Below are 18,935 nucleotides of genomic sequence, written 5' to 3' on the forward strand. Positions count from 1 at the left end.
GTTACCCCACGAGCTGGTTGAGGGAAAGGATGGGCAGGAGGATGGCGAGGACGATGACCAGCACCACCGCACCCATGAACACCAGCATGAAGGGCTCGAACAGCCCCACCAGCATGGCGATGCGGGCGGCCAGGTCGTTCTCCTGATTGCGCGCGGTGCGGGCCATCATCTGGTCCAGCTCGCCGGACTTCTCGCCGCTGGCGATCATGTGCAGCATCATCGCGGGGAACTCGCCGGTCTGCTCCAGGGCGCGGGTCAGGCTGCTGCCTTCACGGACCTTCTGCGCGGCCACGACCACCTTGGCGCGGATGGCGCGGTTGGCCACCACCTGGGCGGCGATGCCCAGCGCCTCCACCAGCGGCACGCCGCTGCGGGCGAGGATCGCCAGGGTGGAGGCGAAGCGCGCGGTGTCGGTGGCGCGCACCAGGCGCCCCACCAGCGGAATGCGCAGCAGGATGACGTGGAAGCGCAGGCGCGCAGCGTCCCTGCGCAGCGATGCCTTGAGGCCGCTGATGGCCGCCACGGCCACCAGCAGGATCAGCCAGCCCCAGTGCTTGACCACGTCGCTGGCGGCGATCAGGCCACGGGTCAGGGCCGGCAGCTCCTGCCCGGTGTTGACGAAGACCTTGACCACGTCGGGCACCACGTAGCCCAGCAGGAAGCCGACGATGCCGAGGGAGGCGCACATCAGGATCACCGGGTAGAGCAACGCGAGCTGGACTTTCTGCCGCGACTGCTGGCGTTGCTCGGTGTAGTCGGCGAGCTGTTCCAGCACCGGCCCGAGGTGGCCGGCGTGCTCACCGGCCGCGACCGTGGCGCGGTACAGCTCGGGGAAGGCACTGGGGAATTCCTTGAGGGCGCCGGCTAGGCTGTGGCCTTCGAGCACCTTGGAGCGCACCGCCAGCATCATGGCCTTGACCCGGCCGCTCTCGCTCTGCGCGGCGACGGCGCCGAGCGCCTCCTCGATGGGCATGGCGGCCTGCACCAGGGTCGCCATCTGCCGGGTGAGCAGGGCCAGCTCCATGGCCGAGAGCCCGCGCTGGAAGCTCCAGCGGCTGCCCACCGATTCCTGGCGGGTGCGGGTGGGTTTCACATCCAGCGGGGCGAGCTGGCGGTCGCGCAACAGCTGGCGCACCTGGCGGGCGCTGTCGCCCTCCATCACGCCCTTCTTCTGCTGGCCCCGGCTGTCCAGGGCGATGTATTCGAAGGCGGCCATTTATTCTTCCCGGGTCACGCGCAGCACTTCTTCCACCGTGGTCGAGCCTTCGAGGATCTTGCGCCGGCCGTCATCGCGGATGCTGGGGCCGCTGGTACGGGCATGGCGGGTCATCTCCTGTTCGGAGGCGCCGTTGTGCACCAGGGTGCGCATGTGGTCGTCGAACACCACCAGTTCGTAGATGCCGGTGCGACTGCGGTAGCCGGACTGGTTGCATTCGCTGCAGCCGCGCGCGCGGTGGAGCGTCGGCGGCTGCGCCGGGTCGAGCCCCAGCACCTCGCATTCGGCGGCGTCCGCCTGGTAGGGCTCCTTGCAGTGGGAACAGAGCACGCGCACCAGGCGCTGGGCGAGCACGCCGAGCAGGGAGGAGGACAGCAGGAAGGGCTCGACCCCCATGTCCACCAGGCGGGTGATGGCGCCGATGGCGCTGTTGGTGTGCAGGGTGGAAAGCACCAGGTGGCCGGTGAGCGAGGCCTGCACGGCGATCTCGGCGGTCTCGCGGTCGCGGATCTCGCCGACCATCACCACGTCCGGGTCCTGGCGAAGGATGGCACGCAGGCCACGGGCGAAGGTCATGTCGACCTTGGCGTTGACCTGGGTCTGGCCGATGCCTTCCAGGTTGTATTCGATGGGGTCTTCCACCGTGAGGATGTTGCGGGTGCCGTTGTTCAACGTCACCAGGCTGGCGTAGAGGGTGGTGGTCTTGCCCGATCCGGTGGGCCCGGTGACCAGCAGGATGCCGTGGGGCTTGCGCACCGTCTCTTCCATCTGCGCACGGTCGCGCGGGCTCATGCCCAGGTGCTGCAGGGTCAGGCGCCCGGCCTGCTTGTCGAGCAGGCGCAATACCACGCGCTCGCCGTTGGCCGAAGGCAGCGTGGAGACGCGGATGTCCACTTCGCGCCCGGCCACGCGCAGGGAGATGCGGCCGTCCTGCGGGACGCGCTTCTCGGCGATATCCAGCTTGGCCATGACCTTGATCCGCGACACCAGCAGCGCCGCCAGCTCGCGCCGGGGCTGCACCATCTCGCGGAGGATGCCGTCGATGCGAAAGCGCACCACGAGGCGCTTCTCGAAGGTCTCGACGTGGATGTCGGAGGCGTTCTCCTTGATGGCCTCGCCAAGGATGGCGTTGATCAGGCGGATGATCGGCGCATCGTCCTCCTGCTCCATCAGGTCCTCGGTCTCCGGCACCCGTTCGGCCAGGCTGGCAAGGTCCAGCTCGTCCCCCAGCCCTTCCACCATCTGCATGGCCGCCGAGGAATCATGCTGGTAGGCCGCGCTCAACGCGGCATCGAAGGCCGCCGCATCCAGCGCCTGGAACGCCAGGGGCCGCCCGACGAAACGCAACGCTTCCCCCACCGCCGCCAGGGCCGTGCCCGGCCGGTACACCAGCCGCGCCCCATCCGCCCCGACCTGGACCAGCACCCCGTGGCGCTTGGCATAGGCGAACGGCAACCGACGCAGGCTGACGGCCTCGGCAGGGGAGTCGACGGGATCGAGAGGGCTGGCGCTGGGCATCGCAGAATCCATTGCGTTGGAGGCCGACGGACAGCAGGCGGAGTCCCGGCCTGCCAAAGCCTAGAGCGCCACCGCCCCCCGGGCGGGGAGCGATGGCACGGTGCAATTAAATCACAGATGAAGTGCCCGGGAATGGGCGGGAAAGCGAGGAATGTGGGGTGGTTCCGATGGGCCGCGACGAGTGGCGCTGCCCTATGTGAAGCGATTGGCCCCGTTGTTACGATGAGCCGTCCCGATCAACGGGCAAGACAAGGCAAAACTAGGTAAGGGTGATGATGAATACATCGAGTTCCGACAGAAAGATGCGCCACCGGATTCTCTCCTTGCACTCTGTAAAAGAGCCACGACCTTGAAACCACTGAAGTTGATCCTGTCACTGTGCATACCGGGCGCCCTATACCTATATAGAGGCCGGCTGTACCTCGCGATGCTGGCCCCGGCAATAGGCTTATTGACGCTCGTACTGCTGACGGCAACGAGAGCGATTACAACGACAACGGGAATAATTGTCTGTTTGTCCGCGATGGCCCTGGCTCACGTCATCTCTTGGGTTCATGGCGCCAGCCTGCCGAAGCATAAAGGCCTGTCTCTGCCCACTTGGCTCCTGGGCTGGGCGGCACTCGGTATCTTGAATGCTCTTGTGCCTCTGGCCTTCCACCCCTATCGGGCCCAGGCCCTGGGGATGGAGCTTTATTACATTCCGTCCAACTCCATGGCACCCACGATGCTTCCGGGCGATGTCGTCATCGCCGACAAGTGGCATGACCCTGCACGACTGAACGAAGGGGATATCGTAATTTTCGACCACCCGGAGATGCATGGGATCAACGTCATCAAGCGCATAGCCGAAATAACGCCCGACAATGTCTACGTACTGGGTGATAACAAGGAAAACAGCCTGGACAGCAGAACCCTGGGGTCTATTCCCCTGTCAGCCATCCAGGCGAAGGCCACAGCTGTCATAAGCGGGACAGATTACATGCCCCGCTCACTTACTCGCTGAAGTTAACGCTGACGTTGAATGCGTCACCGGTGACGGGGCTGTTCCGGTAGAAATACTGCTGCGCCATTTTATTGCAGCCCTCAGTCAGCGCACGCTTCTGCTCCTGACTCAACGCCCCACCGTCCACCACGACGTCGACATGCCCATCAAACAACAGCGTCTCCGGGTTACGCTCGGAGAAGTAGCCGAAGGCCTCATCCACCGCAGCGAGGGCCTGACGAACCAGCGCATCGTAGTGAACAGTGCGGGCAAATGTGATGACACAGGTAAACGACTCACCAGTGCTGCGCTTTTCAAATTCGAACAGCCGCTCTTCACACTCGATATCAACTGCATCGCCACTCAGGGCTTCTGTCAGGTACAGGACATACGCCAGGCCGTTCATCCGCTCCGCGTTGAACAGGCAGCATGCCAAGCCATCGCCAAACGCCTCCAACAACGCAAATCGAAACCCTTCAGCGGGGGAAAGGAGACGGGCGCGAACGTGCGACAACGCGGTGTCGTAGAGATAAAGAACAGGTTCTTCTTCGAACGATACGTATACGCCTTCCTGCGCTGGCAGATAGGACCGAACCTTCTTGCCCGGGAAGACTCGAGTCAGGCCATCAGGGCCCAGCAAGAACAATTCGTCACACCACAGAACTGTCCATGCGCCGTTGATCTCTATGGGGGTAGAAAAGCCGTCACTGTCCGAGTCGATAACATAGCTATCGACCACTGCCCTCTTGCCCAGGTCATACACGTCGCACCGGGCCTGGCCGTCTGCCAGCTGAACCGACATCAGCATGCAATTGCCGACGCACTGGGTGTGGGTCAGTTCATCGGCCTGGTAGAGCCGTTGCTCGCGCCCATCCGCCCCGACCGCAAAGAACTCCTTAGGGCTCCAGCGATGGAATATGAACACCCCACCCACGTGCCCCACGAAACTCAGGTAGCGCTCTTTGATTTCAAATATAAGGTGCCCATCTACGCGCGTTAGCCTGTGCAGCAGCGCCGGATAATCGCTTTCGTCTTCCGTGTGAATCACATCCCCATAGGCGACAGACTTCACCGGCTCATCGGCTTGAACAGTGGCAGGTGCCTTGGCGTTTACATCAGCCGCATCCAACCGATAGATACCATCAGACCGAACGGCAAATACCTGCCCATCGTCGTCGGTGAAACTCCCTTCCTGTGCGTCGCTGCTGTAGACGATGGGGCTGCCTTCCTTGGCCACGTTCCAAAGAAAACCAGAGGCCCGCACGAACAGCTTATCGGCACAAATCTGAAAATTACCTTCGGACCCCGAGCAGATGACTGCTTTACCGTGAACGCTCATTACTCACCCTGCCACATCAGATAGCTTGCCACCGGATTTGATGACTTTTTCCAGAACAGGAAGGAATTCCTGACGCATGAACGCCTTTATGGCCGCCTCATTGGATCCCTGGCCCTTCTGGATGATTTCAAGAAGCTTTTTATATTGTCTGTTCGCACCCGCCTTGTTAAGCACGGCCAGTACACGGTCAGGGTTTCTATTGGCGGAAGCCATCATGGCGTCAATGATCTTGCTGGCCTCTCCCGAGCGGGCGCCGAATATCCACTGCACATCAATCTTGCTCAGTTCCCCGCCATAGGCTCTTACCATATCGTGGAAAAGCTGGCCGGGCTTCTTGTCCGCTGCCTCGGTCGCACCCCGCATGGAGGTCCACAGATAGCCCGCGCCTTCGGGCATCATCCAGTTCTTCACCTCGATGTACATGTGCTTGCCGTCTTTGATCATGACCAGGTCGTGCACATGCGTGGTGGCAACGTCATCGAGGAATTTCGACTCCGTCCTGACCAGGGTCCACCCCTCGTCCATCATCTTCGTCATCTGGATCAGCGCTTCAGTTGCACCTTGCGCCGAGCGCAGTCCCTGGTTCTTGTCACCCGCCCGCCCCATGTCCCGGATGATCTCTTGAACGCTGGCCAATGCGGCATCATCTTTGAATTTATCGGCGTGCTTCGTGGCGATCTTGTCAAACAGACCGAAGAACGCCTTCATCGAATCAATCCCGCCAGGCCAACCACACGCACTTGGCGTGCAATGGAAGCGCCGAACCGATTCGATGATGTCCTGAGAGGGGATGGCTTTCTCGCCCTTCGACCCAATGTGCTGCATGTATATAAGGGCCGAGAGGAACTTGTCGTCCGCAACGATCTTGATCAGGTCTTCGTTGGTCAACTCATCGATCTTGCTGCCAAACTTGCTCAGCCCGTCCGTGAACAGCTCGCCGATATAGCTTGTATTGCCCTTGAAGAGGGGTGACTTGTTCGCTTTGGTCTGAGCCGCCTGCATATCGAAGATAAGCTTCTTTATGCCCTTCCCTGCCGCATCGGAGTTCCCCAGCAGCTTGAGCAAACCATCCTTGTCGATGGCATAGGCCCGCACCAGGTAGTGCCCGCCTGAGCCCTCCTCGGCGATCAACTCGGCGCCGGCCTGCTTTAGTGCGAAGTGGGCATAATTCATCATGCCCACGAGCTGTTCAGGTTTTATATTACTGAGTGCCTGGTACAGCTCCTTGACGTCGTCCTTGAACAAGATAACCGCCGCCGTCACCTGCAACAGTGGCATGGCAACCTTTATCGCCGGGATCAACTTGTCGACGTTCATCAGGTCGCCGTCCATCCTCTTGTAGAGGAATTCGGCCATGGCCCTCATGTAAGGCCCACGCATTATCTTGGCACCGGTCTTCGCACCCGCCAGCCCCAGGTTTATCGGGATACCCACACCCAGCAGGCTGGCCGCATCTGCAGCAATGCCAAGGCCAGAGAATACGTAGGTCGCGTAATCGAATTTCTCCATGTCGTTATCCCAGTAGAAATACTTACTGTGGATAGCGAAGTCCCTGAGATCGCCGATCAGGAAGAACGAAGTAATGATGTCGCAGACCGCACTTCCAACATCTTTTACATCACCCGTGATAGCCCCCTTCAAACACTGGGGCCCCAGGATCATCTGCAGCTCGACCATTTTCGTCTGCATGTAAACGCCGGTTAAAAGCCCCAGTTCCGCTACCGCAAGGCTTTTCTTGAAGACACCCGACTCTGTCCTGACGCTGATCAGCGCCTTCTTCATTCTTGGCAGTAATTTGCAGTCCGCCACGAAGTGTGCGTAAGCCGCACCGGCACCGATGATCTGGTCGAACTCATTCATCTTGGTCGGGTCAACAGGCTTGCAATCCTCTTCGGCGGCATAAGCCACTTCGAAGAACGTCGACCCTTCTTTGTCTTTCCAGTATTCAAGCCTGCGCTGCTTGGCCACAGCGAACAGATTGGCGGAGGACGCCCCTACGTTTATAACCGCCGTACCGCTGTTCCCTACGACGACGCTGCTCTCCAGACTACCGCCGTCGAAGCTGGCGACCTTCTCCGCGTCCCAGTCATACAGAGACAGATCGGATACCTGGCCCTGCATCCCATTGCCCAATACGAACCGGGTCGAGTCACCCGATGTGATCAGGGGGATCAGCTCGTCGCTTTTATAGACCGCGTCGTCAACCTGCAGTACCAGTTGCCCATTGATGAAGTGCGCACCCACTTTGTGCCAAGTGTTCAGGTCGACTGCAGCAGACGCCAGATCCAGTGTCTGATTGCCCTCTGTACGCGACAGCACCAGCCTCGAGGCACTATCCAGCTTCAACTTGAGCCCCAGGGCCGTCCACTCGGCAATGGTGCCGGGCTTCTGCGGGCGAATATTGACCACGACGCCAGGGTTTCGAATGGCTTTCAGGCGGCTGTAGTCGAGCGTTATCCGCCCACTGGCGCGCAAGTCATACGCGAATATGTTCTGTTCGAACTGACTCAAGACGCGCTCGGCATTCGATACCTGTGCGGGAACGCCGATGATGCTGTCTTGGATCTGTCCTTCCGTTGTTAACGACTGCATCGAGTAGTTAAGTTCTGCCAACAACGGGGGAGCCAGGTAATCCATCAAGGAGGCGGTCAGTACTTCGCCTGGCCTGCCCGAAACGGCAACCCCTGTCTGCGACGTGTATTCATAGGTGCGCCCCTCGAAATTGAAGGAGCCCTTGCCAGGGACGCCCGCCACGACCACGCGGTCAAGCAGTTTGACGGGCGAAGTGTCGACGACCTCGAAGTCCTTCCGCTCAATCCTGTCGGCGAAGGAGGCAAATACACGCCCCTCCCCGATGAAGTCGCCAACGAAGGCGCTGACGGTTACGGAGTTGCTGCTATCCAGCGTCTTTATGCGGCCCTGGACGGCCGCCCGTACGGTCCCGAGCTCAATGGCGAAGCCCTGGAGACTTCCATAACTACTCGATGCCGTTACCTTCAGGGGAACCGTGCTGCCTATCTCGATTTTCGAGGGGAAGTCGATCGTGAGCTTAACGTCGTGCACGTTGACAGCGATGACCTTCTTTATATCGCCGACCGTGATTTCCAGGTTCTGTACGCCCGGCGTAAAACCACCCCGTACCCGGATCGTGGCGAGCCCGGAAGTCGTGAACCGATCGGCATCTATTGTCAGATCGGAAGAACTGACATTGACGGCAGTACCGTCGCCAACCGGGTTATTGAATTGGTCCCTTACATCGATATCGACCTTGAATTCGCCAAAGCCGGTTACCGCGGTCTTGCCGGTCTCCTTGGCCTCCAGTTTCGCGGGCACACCCGGAATGATCTTGTAGGCCGCCGAGAAGAACTTGTTCTTTGCATTGTTCAGGTCACTGGCCAGGACCTGCACCACGGTGTCCGACTTGGTTGGCAGCTTTGCCAGGGTGTTGAACACACCACTAGGCGAATTCTGAACCGGAGGATCGAACGTGACTGATTCACTGCTGATCGCACTCCAGCGCATACCGACCGGTGCCTCGGGGGTCACCGGGTAGACGGCACTGTAGGGAACCGCGCCCGCATCATCGGCAGACAGGTCAACCAACGGAATCCCTGGGGAGGTTTCGGGGTACATGTACACCTTGTTGAAGGCGTACTCCCAGAGCACGTTGCCCATGTCGTTGTTGGTATAGAGCCGAAGCGTGAGGAAGTCGCTTTCCTCCAGGCTGGCCAGCTGCGCAATGTCCTGGAAGCGGATCGTCTTATCCGCGCCCACGGTGGCTTTTACTTCCCCAGCCCCAAGGGCCAGCACCATCTCTCGTTCGCCTTTGAAGTCCCATGACTCCAGAGCCCCTATTTGCGACGCCATCAGGTCGTAGACAAACGCCAGGTACTTGTCGCCCGCGCCGATGGTCGGGTACTTGTTGGGCAGGACGTTGTAAGAGTCGCCATCCAGGTACTCGCGCCGGATCTCCTTGACGTTCAGCTCATAGAGGCTGAACTGCATCTCCGGCCGGTAGCTCCACCCGTATATGGGCTCCGGCTGCCTCAACTTCAGGTCCGGTTTCTCGCTGGACGCCTTCCTGTACGACTGGCGCGCCAGTTCGGTGCCCTCTTCGTCATGCAGGGGCACCCGGACCGGAACATAGTGAGTGGGCCGGTACTTGAGGATCCCCGAGGCCTGGCCATTGGATGAGAAGTCGGGATTGCGGTTTTCAGGCTGCCCGGTTACCTGCAGATAGAGGTGCTGTTTCGCCAGGACCTTTTCCGGTAACTGGATGACCTGGACCTGCTGCCCAGGCTTGATCTTGAATTGGGACAGGTTGTTGGCCCCGACAGGCGCCAATTGGTTCGCCGCGACGATCTTCGCCAAGCGCCCGGTAAAGCCGTAGTCGGCCAACTCCTCAGGCAACGCACTGCCATCGATATCGCGCCAGTCGGTGTAGATGGCGATGCTGATATCGCTGCCCAGGCCCGCCCCTTCGTTGCCGATGACGTGCTTCTTCACCTCGCCCTTAGTCATGCCCTTTTCGATCTTGTTCTTGCGCTCGGCCCAGACTTTCAGGTTCGGCGGAGACAGCTCGATACGTTGACTGGCGAAGTTGAGAAAATTGCCGCTGGCCGTGGCGGATTGCAGCTGTAGCTTGACGCTGCCCATGTACCCGGTCGGGCGGTTGATGGCGATGATGCGCACCGTCTCGCCGGCCTTGAGGTGGTTGGCCGCGCGCTTCTGGAATTCCTCCTTGAAGCCGCCGGCGCTCTGCCATTTGCTGAAGGCCGCCTCGCCGGTGCGGCCGACGATGGCGTAGTTGTTCTCCTTCGAACCGCGCAGCTGGATGGTGTAGCGGAAGCTGCCGGCCTTCTCGTCGACGCCGGAGTAGTTCTTGTACAGCTCGTCCTCGTGCAGTCCGCGACGCTCGGCCACGAGTTGGCCGTTGGATTCGCGGAATACGTAGATGTCCGTGTCTTTCAGGTCGTCCTTGCTGATGCTTTCCAGCAGGCCGCGGTTCTGCATATCAGGAGCGGTGTCGATCAGTCGGGTGAAGTCGGGCGGTGTCTTTTCGGTGTCCGCCGGGGCACTGCCATAGCGGCTGGACAGGTAGATACCCTGCAGTTCCGCTGACTCCAGGGAGGTTCTGGTAAAGACTTCCTTCTGCTTGCCCTCGATCTCCTTGGTCACCTTCTTTCCAGGCACCACCCAGTCCGGCTTCTCGTCGCCGTCGAAGTCGTATTTCTCCTGCAGGTAGTGATCACGCTTGCCGGTCTTATCGCTGTAGGCGGTCTTGTCGCCAAGCTTCACGCCGCCACCGAACTGCGCCGAACCGTCCAGCACCATCAGGTCGATGGGGAAGTCCATGGCCTGCTTCATGGGCGTCGCGGCGGTGAGGACGACCATCGCGGCGTCCAGGCTCCACAGGCCCATGCCGTTGCAGGTGTCGTAGTCCGGCCGGGTCAGGTAGTAGGGCATGTTGGAGCTGCCCCGGGGGTTGAAGCGCTTGTAGTAGAGCTCCAGGTAGGCCGGGGTGGTGTATTCGAAGAAGAACCCGGGGCAAGGCGGCAGGAAGTAGTTCATCTTGTACTTGCCGTCGTCGTCCGTCAGGGCATAGCCGCCGGTGACGTGGCTGCCCAGGGTGACGCCCACGCCCGGTAGCGGGCCGTAGATCTTGGCGTCGCGGTCGCGGGTGTTCTTGTCGTCGACCTTGCCGTCCTTGCCGAAGAAGCCCGCGCGAAAGCCGATGCTGTTGGTGCCCTGGTGGAGGATCTGCCCTTCCTTGGACAGCAGCAGCGCCTTGCTGCTGGAGGACGGGGTGACGTTGCTGTCGATGGGCATCTGCAACAGCAGCAGTTCATCGCCCTTGGTGCTGAAGCGTTCCTTCTCGCCGCGCACCAGCACGGTCAGGCTGCTCGGGCTCAGGCTGGGCTTGTCGATGGCCTTGCCATCCACCGTCTTGAAGGACGTGCCCCGGTAGGTGGCGGCGGTCATCACCTCGCCGTTCGGATAGCGCTCGCGGGCATCCTTGAGCCGTTGCAGGTAGGCGCGGTAGACGTCGCCGGACATCACCTGGGCCTGCTCCAGCGGGCCGGTGGCTTCGCCGATCTCGCGGGCTTCCTTGCCGTCGCTGCCGTATTCCACCCAGATGGGTTTGCCGTTGGGGCTGAGCACGACGGCGCGGGTGTAGACGGCCCCGAACTTGTAGTAGGTCTGCGGGACATAGATGCCGGGGATCAACCCGAAGCCGAAGAACGCCTGGGCCGTGGCGGTCCAGCCGGCCAGCAGTGCACCCAGGGCCAGGCCCAGCCATGCGCGACTGCGGCGTTTCGATTCGGAAGGCATGACCAACATATCCATCTGTCAGAGATTCCCTTGGCCGCCTCAGCGGCCCTTGTTCAAGCGATAGAGTTCGGCCTGCAGCTGGCGCAGGTTGAGCTCGCCGTCGGCATAGGCCTTGAGCGCGGGCTGCGCTTCGAGGCCCGCCAGGGCGAAGCCGAAGAGATCGAGGTTGTCCTGGGCCAGCACGCCCTGGCTGCGGATGCGGCCGTTGCCGATCACGCCCACGCCCACGGGGACGATGCGCGCGGCCTGGCGATCCAGCCCCACCATCACCACGTAGGAGCCGTCCGGCGGCAGGTAGTCGAGGGTGTTGCCCAGGCGCAGGGCAGCGAGGTCGACGCTGAGCGTGCCTTGCACACTCACCCCGGCGGGCTGCAGCGCGTACATCCAGTAGGGCATGGCCAGCGGCTCGACCGGGTACGGCAGCTCGCTGAACTGCAGCATCTGCGCATGCAGGTCGCCTTCCTGGCGGCCATCGGGGAACACCAGGCGTGCGCCGCCGAGGTCGAGCTTGAACTCGCCCTCCAGCAGGCTCAGCTGGCTGCCGCCCTTCACCGGCACGTAGGGCAGCGTGGTGTTGAGCTGCGCCAGCTGCATCTGGCCGAAGTCGTTGCGCTCGCCACCCTGGACCGTGACGCTGCGGCTGTCGGCACCGTAGCCACGGTTGCCCGAGCCCGGGTTGAGCAGCAGCCGGTACTGGCCACCGGGAATGGCCTGCTCGGCGGTGTCGCCGAAGCCGAAGTTGAAGGCGCCGTCGCGGTTGGTACGTACGCTGCGGTTGAGCTCTTCCAGGCGCACCTCGATGTTGGCCACCGGCTCCTGCAGCTGGTCCAGCACCACGCCGGAGATGAAGGTCGGCAGCGGCCGGGTGCGGTAGCGCAGGCGCTCCAGTTCCTGGCCGTCGTAGCGCACCTCAACCGACACCTCGGCGTCGTAGGCCAGGTCCTTCTCCGGATAGAAGGCGATCACCTGGCTGCCCGGCAGTTCGGAGAGCGCGCCGACCACGGCCTGGTGGTCGCGGTCGACCCGCACCAGCTGGTAGCCCTGGGCCTTGAGCGCATTGGTGCCCAGCCCGTCGAGGTCCACGTAGCTCATGCCGTGGGCGGTCTCATGGACCTTGATCTCCAGCTTGGCCAGGTCGATGGCCTGGTTGAAGTAGAGGCTGATGAAGCCGTTGGGCTCGACGAAGCGGGCGTTGTTCGCCGGCTCGACACGCTCCAGGGCCACCGGCACCTGCTGCGGGGTGACCAGGGAGATGGACCGCGCGCTCTGCGCAACCACCTGGCCATTGCCGCCCTGGAGCACCGCCAGCAACTGGTACTGGCCGCTCTGCGGCGGAATCTGCAGGGTGGCGCTCTTGAGCGTGGTGTCACCGGTCAACGGTGCGTCGGCGATGAGGTCGCCGTTGGCCGCCAGCAGCATCGCCCGGGGCGCCAGCAGGCCGCTGAGGTCCTCGATGCGCGCCGCCACCTGCAGGGAGACCGGCTCGCCCAGGTTGAGCAGTTCGGTGCCTTCGGTGGGGATGACCCAGTTGATCGCCGCCTGGGCGGAAAGCTCCAGGCTGTACTCGCGGCGCAGCTGGTTGCCGGCCTGGTCGCGGGCTACCAGGGTCACGCTCACGGGCTGGCCGATGGGCAGTGCGATGCGGCTTGCGAAGCGGAACTCGCCCGCCTGGCCACCAGGCTCCAGGGTCACGTCGTTGCCGTTGATCTGGAAGCTCGACAGGTTGGCCTCGCGCAGGGTGCCCTTGAGGGGATAGGGCTGCTCGCCGACGCGGTTCTTCGCCGGCAGCTCCACCAGGGCCTGGTCGAGGGTGATCTGCGGCGGCTCCTGGTCCAGCTTCCAGCTGAGGGTCTGGCGGGTCTCCTGGCCGCTGCGGTCGCGGGCCAGCAGCTCGACGGAGTAGCTGTTCTGCCCCACCGGTACGTTCAGCGCCTCGCGCAGGTCGTACAGCTGGGCGCCCGGCTCGCGCAACACCAGGTTGCGCCCGGCGACGCTGACGCGCTCCAGGCCCGCCTCGGCGAACACCTGGCCGCCGAGCATGAAGCCATTGCCCGGCAGCAGGCTGCCGTTGGCGGGCGACAGGTTGTCGAAGCGCGGCGGCTTGAAGCTGGCCTGGGGCGGCTGGTAGGTCACCACGATGCTGCGCTGGATGCTGCGCTGGTCCACCCACGCCTGGAGGGTCAGGGTATTGGGGCCCGACTGCAGGGTGACGGGGGCCGACTGGAAGCCGAACAGGGTCACCTGGCCGGTGGCCGACAGGCTGGCGGGCTGGCCATTGACCAGGACTTCCATGCGCTGGGCGGCCTTGTCGCTGCGCAGTTGGCCGCGCACCACCAGGCTGGCGTCCTTCACCGTGGCGCCCGGCAGCGGGTAATCCACCGTCAGGGCGATATCGCTGGCCAGCGGCTGGCGTTCGACCGTCCGTACCAGGCTCGCCTGGTTGCCGGCCTTGTCGAAGGCGGTCAGGGTCAGCCGGTTGGTGCCTTCGAGCACCGGTACGCTGGCGGTCCACTGGCTGCCTTGCAGGGTGACGGCGAAGCGGGTGCCGGGGAAACGATCGGAGGCGAACTCCAGGCGCGCCATGCCCGAGGCGCTGTCACTGGCGCTGCCGCGCAGGGTGACGCTGTCCTCATTGACGCTGATGACCTCGGGCCCTTCGATGGCCACGACCGGCGGCTGGCGATCCGGGAAGCTGCTCGGGTCGTTCGGGTCGGTGCCGGCAGCCACTTCGTCGTCGTTGCTGACGCCGTCGCCGTCGCGGTCCGGGTCCGAGTTGTCGCCGATCTTGTCGCCGTCGAGGTCGCTGCTCTCGGTGGGGTCATCCGGGAACGCATCCTGGGCATTAGGCACACCGTCGCCGTCGCGATCATCGTCCAGCGCATCCGGGATGCCATCCTTGTCCAAGTCCGGCGGCGTGCTGGTCTTGTCGTTCGGGTCGAAGCCCAGCTGGGTTTCGTAGTCGTTGGAAATGCCGTCGCCGTCGCGGTCGGTATCCGCGTTGTCGCCGATCTTGTCACCGTCGAGGTCGCTGCTTTCCGTGGGGTCATCCGGGAAGGCGTCCTGGGCATTGGACACGCCGTCACCGTCACGATCATCGTCCAGCACGTCCGGAATGCCGTCCTTGTCCAGGTCCGGCGGCGTGCTGGTCTTGTCGTTCGGGTCGAAGCCCAACTGCGTTTCGTAGTCGTTGGAGATGCCGTCGCCGTCGCGGTCGGTATCGGCGTTATCGCCGATCTTGTCGCCGTCGAGGTCACTGCTCTCGGTGGAATCGTCCGGGAAGGCGTCCTGGGCGTTGGGCACGCCGTCGCCGTCGCGATCGTCGTCCAGCGCATCCGGGATGCCGTCCTTGTCCAGGTCCGGCGGGGTGCTGGTCTTGTCGTTCGGATCGAAGCCGAGCTGGGTTTCGTAGTCGTTGGAGATGCCGTCGCCATCGCGGTCGGTGTCCGCGTTGTCGCCGATCAGGTCGCCATCGAGGTCGCTGCTCTCGGTGGGATCGTCCGGGAACGCGTCCTGGGCATTGGGCACGCCGTCGCCATCACGGTCATCGTCCAGCGCGTCCGGGATGCCGTCCTTATCCAGGTCCGGCGGGGTGCTGGTCTTGTCGTTCGGGTCGAAGCCCAGCTGGATCTCGATATCGTTGGCAATGCCATCGCCGTCGCGATCCGGGTCGGTGTTGTCGCCGATCTTGTCGCCGTCGAGGTCGCTGCTCTCAGTGGGATCATCCGGGAAGGCGTCCTGGGCGTTGGGCACGCCGTCACCATCACGGTCATCGTCCAGGGCATCAGGGATGCCGTCCTTGTCCAGGTCCGGTGGGGTGCTGTTCTTGTCGTTCGGGTCGAAGCCGAGCTGGATCTCGATGTCGTTGGCAATGCCGTCGCCATCGCGGTCGGTGTCGGCGTTATCGCCGATCTTGTCGCCGTCCAGGTCACTGCTCTCGGTGGGATCGTCCGGGAAGGCGTCGTCAGGGTTCAGAACACCATCGCCATCACGGTCGTTGTCCAGGGCGTCGGGAATGCCGTCCTTGTCCATATCCGGCGGGGTGCTGGTCTTGTCATTGGGGTCGAAGCCCAATTGGGTTTCGTAGTCGTTGGAGATGCCATCACCGTCGCGGTCGGTGTCGGCGTTGTCACCGATCTTGTCGCCGTCGAGATCGCTGCTCTCGGTGGGGTCGTCCGGGAACACGTCCTGGGCGTTGGGCACACCATCGCCGTCGCGGTCGTCGTCCAGCGCATCCGGGATGCCGTCCTTGTCCAGGTCCGGCGGGGTGCTGGTCTTGTCGTTGGGGTCGAAGCCCAACTGGGTTTCGTAGTCGTTGGAAATGCCGTCGCCATCGCGGTCGGTGTCCGCGTTGTCACCGATCTTGTCGCCGTCGAGGTCGCTGCTTTCAGCCGGGTCATCCGGGAAGGCGTCCTGGGCATTGGGTACGCCGTCGCCGTCGCGGTCATCGTCCAGCGCATCCGGGATGCCGTCGCGGTCCAGGTCCGGCGGCGTGCTGGTCTTGTCATTGGGGTCGAAGCCCAACTGGGTTTCGTAGTCGTTGGAGATGCCGTCGCCATCGCGGTCGGTGTCGGCGTTGTCGCCGATCTTGTCGCCGTCGAGGTCGCTGTTCTCGGTGGGATCGTCCGGGAACACGTCCTGGGCGTTGGGCACACCGTCGCCGTCGCGGTCGTCGTCCAGCGCATCCGGAATGCCGTCCTTGTCCAGGTCCGGCGGCGTGCTGGTCTTGTCATTGGGGTCGAAGCCGAGCTGGGTTTCGTAGTCGTTGGAGATGCCGTCGCCATCGCGGTCGGTATCGGCGTTGTCGCCGATCTTGTCGCCGTCGAGGTCGCTGCTTTCAGCCGGGTCATCCGGGAAGGCGTCTTGGGCGTTGGGCACACCGTCGCCGTCACGGTCGTCGTCCAGCGCATCCGGGATGCCGTCCTTGTCCAGGTCCGGCGGCGTGCTGGTCTTGTCGTTGGGGTCGAAGCCCAGCTGGATTTCGATGTCGTTGGCGATGCCGTCGCCGTCACGGTCGGTATCGGCGTTGTCACCGATCTTGTCGCCGTCCAGGTCACTGCTCTCGGTCGGGTCGTCCGGGAAGGCGTCCTTGTCGTTCTCTACGCCGTCGCCATCGCGGTCGTAGTCCAGCGCATCCGGAATGCCGTCGCGGTCCATGTCCGGCGGGGTGCTGTTCTTGTCATTGGGGTCGAAGCCCAGTTGGGTTTCGTAGTCGTTGGAAATGCCGTCGCCATCGCGATCCAGGTCGGCGTTGTCGCCGATCTTGTCGCCATCGAGGTCACTGCTTTCGGTGGGGTCGTCCGGGAAGGCGTCCTGGGCATTGGGCACGCCGTCACCGTCGCGGTCGTCGTCCAGGGCGTCCGGGATGCCGTCCTTGTCCAGGTCCGGCGGGGTGCTGTTCTTGTCGTTGGGGTCGAAACCGAGCTGGATTTCGATGTCATTGGACACGCCATCGCCGTCGCGGTCGGTGTCGGCGTTGTCGCCGATGCCGTCGCCGTCCAGGTCGCGGCTTTCCCTGGGATCGTCCGGGAAGGCGTCCTGGGCATTGGCCACGCCGTCGCCGTCACGGTCATCGTCCAGGGCGTCCGGGATGCCGTCCTTGTCCAGGTCCGGCGGCGTGCTGTTCTTGTCGTCCGGGTTGTAGCCGAGCTGGATCTCGTAATCGTTGGAGATGCCGTCGCCGTCGCGATCCGGGTCGAGGTTGTCGCCGATGCCGTCGCCGTCCAGGTCGCACAGCAGGCCGAAGTCCAGCTTGCCCAGCGCGGCCAGGTCCTGGCGCGCCAGGGCCTGGGTCTCCAGGGACAGGTTGGCGGCCACGGCCCCGCCGGTGAGCTGGGACGCGTACTGCTGGGTCAGGTTGCCGCGGGCATAGACGAAACCGGACACCGTGGTGTTGGAGCCCAGCACCACGTTGCCCTCGGCCAGCACCAGCAGCTGCGAGGGGTCGCGGGCCTGGCCGGAAGCCTCGGCGTTGAAGCGCGCCTGCCAGGGCAGCTCGAGGTTCTGCGCCACGTGCAGCCGCACGGTGCCGGCGCCACGCGGAACGATGCGCGCCTCGCTGGCCAGTGTCAGCTTCTCGATCCAGTAGTCGCCGGCGGACAGTTCCAGGGTGCCGCGGTAGCCCACTTCCACTTCCCGCAGGCGGTAGGCGCCCGGCTTGGTGAAACGCGCGGTGGCCATGCCGGCGACATTCAGCCGGCGCCACTCGGTGCGGCTGCCGTCCATCACCTGCGTGGCGCCGTAGCCCAGGTCCTGGCTGAAGCTGGAGCCGGTCTTGAGGAAGGCCGGCAGTTGCGGAACGGGCGCAGGCGTGTAGCTGGGCTGGCAATCCTGGGTGCCGCAACTGCGGCTGAGGGAGGCGAAGCTGCTATCGACCCGGCTGGCCGGCAGGTAGGCGGAGACACCATCGCGCAGCTGGGCGTTGAGGCCGAAGCTGATGCGGCCGCCGGCGGCGTGGCTCTGCAGGCCCTTGGCGAAGGCCGCGGTGCACTGGCTCGGCTGGGGAGTGGGCGGCGCCACCTGGGGCACGCTCTGGGCGTTGCGCGGGTCGCTGCCCGCCAGGCGCTCGGTCTCGTCGTCATGGCCGTCGCCATCGGTGTCCGCGTCGAACAGGTCGAGCACGCCGTCGCCATCCAGGTCGCGGCGCTCGCTGCATTGGGTGTTCCAGCCCAGGGTGGCGACGGCGTCCATGCGCGTTTCGATACGCGCGGCGGTGTCCACCACGGCGTTGCGGGCGTTGAGGCCGCCACGCAGGCGCGAGGCGAAGGCCCCGCGGTAATCCCCTTCCACATAGGCCAGGGCGCCGACGGTGGCGGACGACTCGAGGCTCAGGTTGCCGCGCACGAAGAGCTGCAACGCTTCGGCGCTGCCTTCGCCATTGAGGCTGGCCTGGTAGGGCAGGTTCAGTGACGAGCCGACCATCACCCGTGCGTTGCCGCCGGCGATGAGCAGCTGGCTGCTGGAGGCCATGTCCAGCTGGCCGATCCAGTAGCGCCCGGGTGCCAGGGTGACCTTGGCGCCATAGCCGATGCTCAGGCGCTGGATGTAGTAGGCCTGGTGGCGGGCGTTGAAGGACAGGGTCGCGCCGCCATCGACGCTGATGGTGCGGTAGCGGTTGAGATCGCCGCCGCCCGCCTCGCCCACGCCCAGGTAACCCAGGCTCAGGTCATGCTCGCCCTTGATCTCGGGCAGTGCCAGGCCGGCGAAGTCGGCGGCCGCCATGCCGCTGGCCTGGCAGTCGCGGCTGCCGCAGCTGGGCGCGCCCCAGGGGTTCTGCACACGGGGGGTGTCGATCAGTTGGCTGGGGTTGTTCTGCAGCGTGCCGCCCCACTGGAAGACGACACCACTGGCGCCATGGGTCTGCAGGCCGCCGGTGAACAGGGCGCGACAGGACTCGGCCGCCTGCGCCAGGCCGCCACTGGTCAAAAGGAGCCATGCCAGCCCCGCCAGCAACCGGCACCGCTTGCCCTGCCCCCCCAGCATCCCCATAGTTCGTCCGTCCACTGTTGTACAGGCTGCCCTGCCGTTTCCCTTTGCCGGCACCTATCGGC

General features: G+C 63.8%; 6 protein-coding genes. 1 reads left to right on the forward strand and 5 read right to left on the reverse strand.

Annotation, left to right across the window (positions count from 1 at the left end):
• Position 1: 1 nt before the first annotated feature.
• The gene (xcpS, locus tag WFQ67_RS29655) at positions 2 to 1,216 is read right to left on the reverse strand and encodes a GspF family T2SS innner membrane protein variant XcpS (RefSeq protein WP_263151697.1); all 1,215 of its coding nucleotides are present in this window, start codon (positions 1,214 to 1,216) and stop codon (positions 2 to 4) included.
• On the reverse strand, positions 1,217 to 2,734 hold the full coding sequence (gspE, locus tag WFQ67_RS29660; RefSeq protein ID WP_213627243.1) for a type II secretion system ATPase GspE: 1,518 nt from the start codon (positions 2,732 to 2,734) through the stop codon (positions 1,217 to 1,219). It abuts the gene before it with no gap.
• A 349-nt stretch (positions 2,735 to 3,083) separates the two neighbouring features.
• Here gspE and WFQ67_RS29665 point away from each other — a divergent pair, with 349 nt between their 5' ends.
• Positions 3,084 to 3,737: a S26 family signal peptidase gene (locus tag WFQ67_RS29665; RefSeq protein WP_213627245.1), complete on the forward strand. Its 654-nt coding sequence runs from the start codon at positions 3,084 to 3,086 to the stop codon at positions 3,735 to 3,737.
• Here WFQ67_RS29665 and WFQ67_RS29670 read toward each other — a convergent pair.
• The 3 genes from WFQ67_RS29670 to WFQ67_RS29680 are packed head-to-tail and all read right to left on the reverse strand — an operon-like array spanning position 3,727 to position 18,810.
• On the reverse strand, positions 3,727 to 5,055 hold the full coding sequence (locus WFQ67_RS29670) for a hypothetical protein (RefSeq protein ID WP_337058955.1): 1,329 nt from the start codon (positions 5,053 to 5,055) through the stop codon (positions 3,727 to 3,729). The genes WFQ67_RS29665 and WFQ67_RS29670 overlap by 11 nt on opposite strands.
• 3 nt (positions 5,056 to 5,058) lie before the next feature.
• Positions 5,059 to 11,403: a hypothetical protein gene (locus WFQ67_RS29675; protein WP_337058956.1), complete on the reverse strand. Its 6,345-nt coding sequence runs from the start codon at positions 11,401 to 11,403 to the stop codon at positions 5,059 to 5,061.
• 24 nt (positions 11,404 to 11,427) lie between these two features.
• Positions 11,428 to 18,810 carry a hypothetical protein gene (locus WFQ67_RS29680; RefSeq protein WP_337058957.1) on the reverse strand — a complete coding sequence of 2,461 codons (7,383 nt, stop codon included), beginning with the start codon at positions 18,808 to 18,810 and terminating at the stop codon, positions 11,428 to 11,430.
• Positions 18,811 to 18,935: the final 125 nt, after the last annotated feature.

The organism is Pseudomonas sp. USHLN015 (assembly GCF_037153275.1).
GTDB classification, from domain to species: Bacteria; Pseudomonadota; Gammaproteobacteria; order Pseudomonadales; family Pseudomonadaceae; genus Metapseudomonas; species Metapseudomonas tohonis.